This is a genomic window from Trichococcus sp. (assembly GCF_049589555.1).
GTDB lineage: Bacteria > Bacillota > Bacilli > Lactobacillales > Aerococcaceae > Trichococcus.
The window spans coordinates 1-5,892 of sequence record NZ_JBAWAZ010000002.1 but is presented as its reverse complement, the minus strand read 5'-3'; the positions used below and the strand labels follow the sequence as shown (position 1 = coordinate 5,892).

The 5,892-nt window shown below is 50.6% G+C and carries 5 protein-coding genes; 3 read left to right on the top strand and 2 right to left on the bottom strand.

The window, feature by feature from the left end; all coding sequences use genetic code 11:
• A partial coding sequence (locus WBV27_RS00030; protein ID WP_424198322.1) for an MFS transporter occupies positions 1–941 on the top strand: 941 nt, incomplete at its 5' end.
• 65 nt (positions 942–1,006) lie between these two features.
• On the opposite strand, the gene WBV27_RS00025 is transcribed toward WBV27_RS00030, so the two are convergent.
• Entirely contained in the window at positions 1,007–2,347 is a 1,341-nt protein-coding gene (locus WBV27_RS00025; RefSeq protein ID WP_424198320.1) for an APC family permease, read from the bottom strand.
• A 141-nt stretch (positions 2,348–2,488) separates the two neighbouring features.
• Complete coding sequence (locus WBV27_RS00020; RefSeq protein WP_424198318.1) at positions 2,489–3,361, bottom strand: cation diffusion facilitator family transporter; 873 nt, start codon at positions 3,359–3,361, stop codon at positions 2,489–2,491.
• A gap of 254 nt (positions 3,362–3,615) precedes the next feature.
• On the opposite strand from WBV27_RS00020, the gene WBV27_RS00015 reads away from it, so the two are divergent.
• Both WBV27_RS00015 and WBV27_RS00010 read left to right on the top strand, forming a co-directional pair.
• A complete protein-coding gene (locus tag WBV27_RS00015; RefSeq protein ID WP_424198316.1) occupies positions 3,616–5,070 on the top strand; it encodes an amidase in 1,455 nt (484 codons plus the stop codon).
• A gap of 131 nt (positions 5,071–5,201) precedes the next feature.
• The coding region (locus tag WBV27_RS00010) for a KUP/HAK/KT family potassium transporter (RefSeq protein WP_424198324.1) at positions 5,202–5,892 on the top strand (691 nt) is incomplete at its 3' end.

Genomic DNA, 5,892 nt, shown 5'->3' with positions numbered 1-5,892 from the left:
CGCAAAACATCTGGCTGCTGTTCATCGGCCGTGCAATCGATGGCTTCACGGGCGGAAATATTTCGATTGCTCAGTCTGCGATTGCCGACATCAGCGATGCCTCCAACAGAGCCAAAAACTTTGGTCTGATCGGTATGGCGTTTGGCTTGGGCTTTGTCATCGGACCCTACCTAGGCGGGAAATTATCTGACCCATCCATTTTGAGCTGGTTCGATTTTGCAACACCGTTTTGGTTTGCCGCATTGCTGACCGCACTCAATATCGTGATGGTCCTGAAACGTTTCCCTGAGACACTGAAAAATAGAAAAATCGGGCGCATTGATCCGTTGGCAGGAGTCAAGAATATCCGCAAAGCTTTAGAAATCAAAAAACTGCGTACCATATTCGCAGTCATCTTTTTGCTGACTGTTGGCTTCAATTTCTTCACTCAGTTTTTCCAAGTCTTTCTGGTAGGGAAGTTCCAGTTCGATCAATCTCAAATTGGCGATCTATTCGCCTACATGGGCATTTGGATTGCAGTGGCACAAGGGGCCTTTTTACGTCCGCTTTCAAAAAGATTTTCACCGATGAAAATACTGTCGGTTTCAAGTATCCTGTTGGCGGCTACCTTCCCTTTCCTGCTGCTCCCTGATCAAGCCGTCTGGATTTACGTTATCATCCCCTTCATTGCAATTTTCCAGGGATTGACGCAACCGAACAGCACGGCGATTGTATCCAGTATGTCCGACCGTTCATCACAAGGCGAAATTCTCGGCATAAATCAGTCCATTGTCAGCCTGGCGCAGGCGCTGCCTCCCATTTTGGCAGCCTTTTTAACCACCATCAACATCAATCTTCCGACCTTGTTTGCAGCAGGCTCGACGTTGGGTGCATGGATCGTTTTTGTTTTCGTATTTAAACGTTCGAAGGTTGTTTCGGATACGCCACAGCCGGGTAATTAGAGATTTGCATGGATAGAAAAATACCCCGTTTATCAGAAGAAATTCTGATAAACGGGGTATTTTCATTAAGCTGCTATTTTTTTCTCGTAGTATTTATAGCCGATGAAGCAAACCACGAAGCAGAACAGGATGAAAATCGGTACATAAGTCGGATTGGACACGATGCCACCGATCAGAATAATGGCGGAGCCCATGATCGCGAATACCGGGGTGATCGAACCGAAGAAAGAACTGGTGATGACACCTTCTTTTTTCATGCTGATGACTTTCAGATAAAGGATGACATAAGTCATATAACTGAAGACAATCGCGATTTCGCTGACATCTCCGCCACCCAGAATCCCGGATTTTTGGCTCAAATAGTGCAACACCATCCACACAAGGGATACCGCAAAGGCAATTTGTGCGGCTGCCGGGGACAGTTGGCTCTTTGGATTGATCCGTTTTACCTTAGAGCTGTTTGGCAGCATATTTTTTTCTGCCAGTGCTTGCGGCAAACGCAGCATACCCATGATTACGCCATTCGTTACGCCCAAAATAGCGATCAATACAAAGGAAAGAATGATGCTGCCGCCGCGTTCGCCCAGCAAGGAAATACCGATTGTTGTGGTGGCCTCATCGCCAACAGCCAAGATGTACTCGGAGCCGGCGATGGAGACCAAGCCGCTGAAATAGGTCAAATAGATGGCCAGCACTACCAAAGGTCCGATGGTCAACGCTAAAGGCATCGTCCGTTTGGGGTTCTTTACTTCATGCGTGATGTTTGTCGCGATGGTCCAACCATCGTAGGAGAATGCCATCGGCGCCAATGCAGCCAGCCAGCCCCAACCGACATTCGTGATCGGAACCGCCAATTCGGGAGGAACGATTGGAGTCGGTTCTTTCCAGAAAACTCCGACAATAGCGATGGCAATCAGCGGAATCAGTTTCATGATGGTGGCGAGGTTCTGGAAATAGCCGCCCAATCTGAGCGAAAAATAATTCAACAAGAAGAAGAATGCCATGTAACCTGTACCGATCAGTGTCTGTGTTTCCAATGTGTTCGGCAGGCCCAACAGCATGCAGGTGTAGATGCCGGATACCCAACTCACGACGACGGTGATCGTCGGCAGGTAGACGAACAATTGGAACCAGCCGAACGCGCTCGCTGCTTTATCGGAGATGAACTCCTCGAAATAAGCGACGACGCCGCCGGTTTTTTCGGTACGGTTAGCCAGCTGCGTCAGTGTGATGCTTCCGAAAATGATGCTGAAAGCCCCGATACAGAAAACCAAAATTCCTAGTGCTACGTTTCCTCCGGTCGCTCCCAAAATGTCATCGGCTTTGAAAAAGATCCCTGATCCGACGCAGATGCCGACAATCATGGATACAGCGGTGAATAAGCCGTAATGTTTCTCTTCTTTCATAAGTCACTCCCAATAGATGTATTTTTTCCAAAAAAAAAGACGGACAGATCTTGATGACAGCTGCGTCCGCCAAAATAATCTGTATAAATCCGTCTGCTATTATACCATCAAAATGACGTCCGGCCTATCAAACTTGTAACATCAGTGTGTTAGAGGTTCTACATGGACATCTGTTTCGAAAACATTGAATGCCGTGCGCAAGCGATCTTCGACTTCTTCCGTGATTTCATGGCTGCGCAGCACTGTCAGGTCTTTGTCGAGCAGAATCGTCACATCAACATAGACATTTGCTCCGTAGCTGCGTGCAGCAATGGTCGTCACTTGTTGGACGTCAGGAATGTCGAGGATGGCTTGTCGGTATTCAGATAAATAATTCGTTTCGAAACCATCGGACAAGGAGAAAGCACTCTCGCGGAAGATATCAATTGCGGTCTTGATGATGACGACCCCTACGATGACAGCCATGACGCCGTCCAACCAATACAGCCCGAAGATGGAGCCAAAAATGGCGATTGCCGCCGCAAAACTGGTTAAGGCATCGCTCAGGTTGTCTTTTGCGGAAGCGGCCAATCCAATGCTGTTGATGCGGTTTGCGAGTCGATTGTTGAATATGTAGACACCTATCATGATAAACCCTGCAATCAGGGCGGTAACACCGGATACGACATCAGGTGTGGTGAACTCTCCGCCGCTCAGTTTCGAAAAACTTGAGAACAGCACCTGCAGGCCGACCAAAAGCATGATGAAGGAAGTGGAGAGGCTAGCTATCGTCTCAGCTTTCCAGTGGCCATAAGGATGATCCTCATCAGCCGGTCGGCGGGCGATCCGTAAGCCGATCATGACAGCGACCGTGGAGATGACATCCGTGAAATTGTTCAGCCCATCGGCACTCAGAGAGGCCGATCCGAAGGCATTCCCGATGAAAAGTTTTGCGAAAGAGAGAGTGACATAGGCAACCATGCTGAGTCGTGCGCCCTGTTCCGCCAATTGTAAGTCCTTATATCTTTCGTTCATCGTGTCCTGCTCCATTTCCTATGAATTCATCCGACCATCTTGGACATTTCCCAAAATTGGTACAATAGAAGGATTCTACTATATTTCAGTTTGGTTGTCATTAAAAACGATTTAAAAACACTGTCGTCAACCTGCTGAACAGTGACGGAAACATGAACGATGCGGCACTTGCCCGGGCAAACCGTTGCCTTTTTTTGGCAGGCAACCTACAATGGAAGGAAATATGAAATTGTGAAAACGAGAAGGAGGCTTTTATGGATCGCCAGAAAGATGCCCTGTACTACACCGGACTTTTAAAAACGAAAAAAGTATCCCCGGAAGAATTGATTGCGGATGCCTTCAAAAAGATAGAAGAAGAGAATCCCCATTGCAATGCCGTTGTGAATACACGGATGGAAAAAGCGCTGCATGAAGCCCGGACAAGGGATTTCGAGAACACCTTATTCGGCGGCGTGCCGATCCTGATCAAGGATTTGGGTCAGGACCTGGCCGGGGAGCCGTCGACATCAGGCTCGCGGTTGCTGAAGGATTATGTCGCTCCCCGCACCAGTCATTTTGTCGAAGCAGTTGAGAGGGCCGGCTTCATCGTCATCGGCCAGACGAGCACACCCGAGTTTGGGTTCAAGAACATCACCGATGCCGTCATCCATGGACCAGCCCGAAACCCTTTCAATCGGAACCATTCTCCGGGAGGGTCCAGCGGCGGGGCGGCAGCGGCTATCGCGGCGGAGATGGTGGCCATCGCCACCGCCAGCGACGGCGGCGGCTCGATCCGCATTCCGGCTTCCTTCACAGGTTTGGTGGGACTGAAACCAACAAGGGGGCGGACACCGGTGGGGCCAGGGTCATACCGCGGCTGGCAAGGTGCATCGATCAGCTTCGCCTTGACGAAGACGGTAAGGGATACGGCAATGATGCTGGACGCTTTGCAGACTGTCCAAGCGGCAGCGCCGTTCCAGACCCCATTATTCCCGGGGAGCCATTTCCAGGAACATCAAACCGGAAAGCGGCGCATGTTCCGGATCGCCTATTCATTGGAATCGCCGGTTAAATCTATCGTCAGCGAGGAGGCGAAGCGGGCGGTGCTGCGGACAGTGGCCGCGTTGGAAGAGTTGGGTTACGAGGTGGAAGAAAAAACGCCCGATATCGACGGCATCCGTTTGATGGAGGCCTACTATGCGATGAACGGAGCCGAAACGGATGCCATGCTGAGAGGTTTTTCCGCGAAACTGGGGCGCCCATTGACGGCCGATGATATGGAGCTGGTTTCCTGGTCCCTCTATCAATACGGCCGGACGATCTCCGGAGGCGACTACTCCTTGGCATTGGGTCTTTGGGACCAAGCGGCGGCCACGATGGATCAGTTCCATGAGAACTATGATCTGCTCCTGCAGCCGACTACGGCAGAGAGCGCTCCCCGCATCGATCACTCTTTCCAAAGCGAAGCATTGAAGGAGCGGATGCGCAGATCGGATCTGCTGTCGGCTGCGGACAGGAAAGAAATTGTCTGGACCATGTTTGAAGAGAGTCTGGGCGTGACCCCGTTTACGCAGCAAGCGAATTTGACGGGGCAGCCTGCCATCAGCCTGCCGGTGCACCGCACGGCTGCCGGGTTGCCTTTGGGTGTGCAGTTCACGGCCCCGAAAGGCAAAGAAGAGTGGCTGTTGGACATTGCGTCGGTATTGGAGATGGCCGGGCTTTTCACCTGATTGGGGACGCCGATAAGAACTGCAGACTTATCTTTCGGAAAGCGCTTGACGGCCCCTGAAAAAAAGCTATAATTAGGTAGTTTTTAAAATAAAAAAGATATCTAGGATATTGGAGGAAAAATAGATTGGAAATGCAGAAAGAAAGGCATCCACAGATTCCCCTGAGCATGGCTGCGGTTGTTGTGGCGCTGGGAGTCGTTTATGGGGATATCGGAACCTCACCGCTCTATGTCATGAAAGCTATTGTAGAGGGGAACGGCGGACTCGAATCGTTGTCGGATTCATTTATAATTGGTGCGCTGTCCTTGGTGGTCTGGACGGTCACGCTGCTGACCTCGATCAAATATGTGCTTATAGCGATGCAGGCCGATAACCATGGAGAAGGAGGCATTTTCTCGCTTTACACACTCGTCCATAACCGCGCAAAATGGCTGATCATTCCGGCCATGGTCGGCGGTGCTGCCTTGCTGGCCGACGGTATTTTGACCCCGGCGGTAACGGTCACGACGGCTGTCGAAGGCTTGCGCAGCATCCCATTCTTCGAGGGCTTCTTAGGTGAGGGGCAAGGGAAAATACTGGCGATCACGATGACAATCATCTCGGCCTTGTTCATGATCCAACGGCTCGGAACCAAAACGATAGGGAAAGCTTTTGGGCCCATCATGGCTTTTTGGTTTGCCTTTATCGGCGGATTTGGGCTATGGCAAGTGCTCAGCAATCCGACTGTACTGCTTGCCTTCAATCCTATGCGCGGTATCGAACTGCTCCTGAGCGAACAGAACAATGCCGGCTTTATGATTTTGGGCAGCATTTTCTTGGCTA

What these genes read in the sequence shown, in the direction of transcription:
- WBV27_RS00025 (WP_424198320.1), bottom strand. Translation starts at nt 2,347, where the DNA reads ATGAAAGAAGAGAAACATTACGGCTTATTCACCGCTGTATCCATGATT.
- WBV27_RS00020 (WP_424198318.1), bottom strand. Translation starts at nt 3,361, where the DNA reads ATGAACGAAAGATATAAGGACTTACAATTGGCGGAACAGGGCGCACGA.
- WBV27_RS00015 (WP_424198316.1), top strand. Translation starts at nt 3,616, where the DNA reads ATGGATCGCCAGAAAGATGCCCTGTACTACACCGGACTTTTAAAAACG.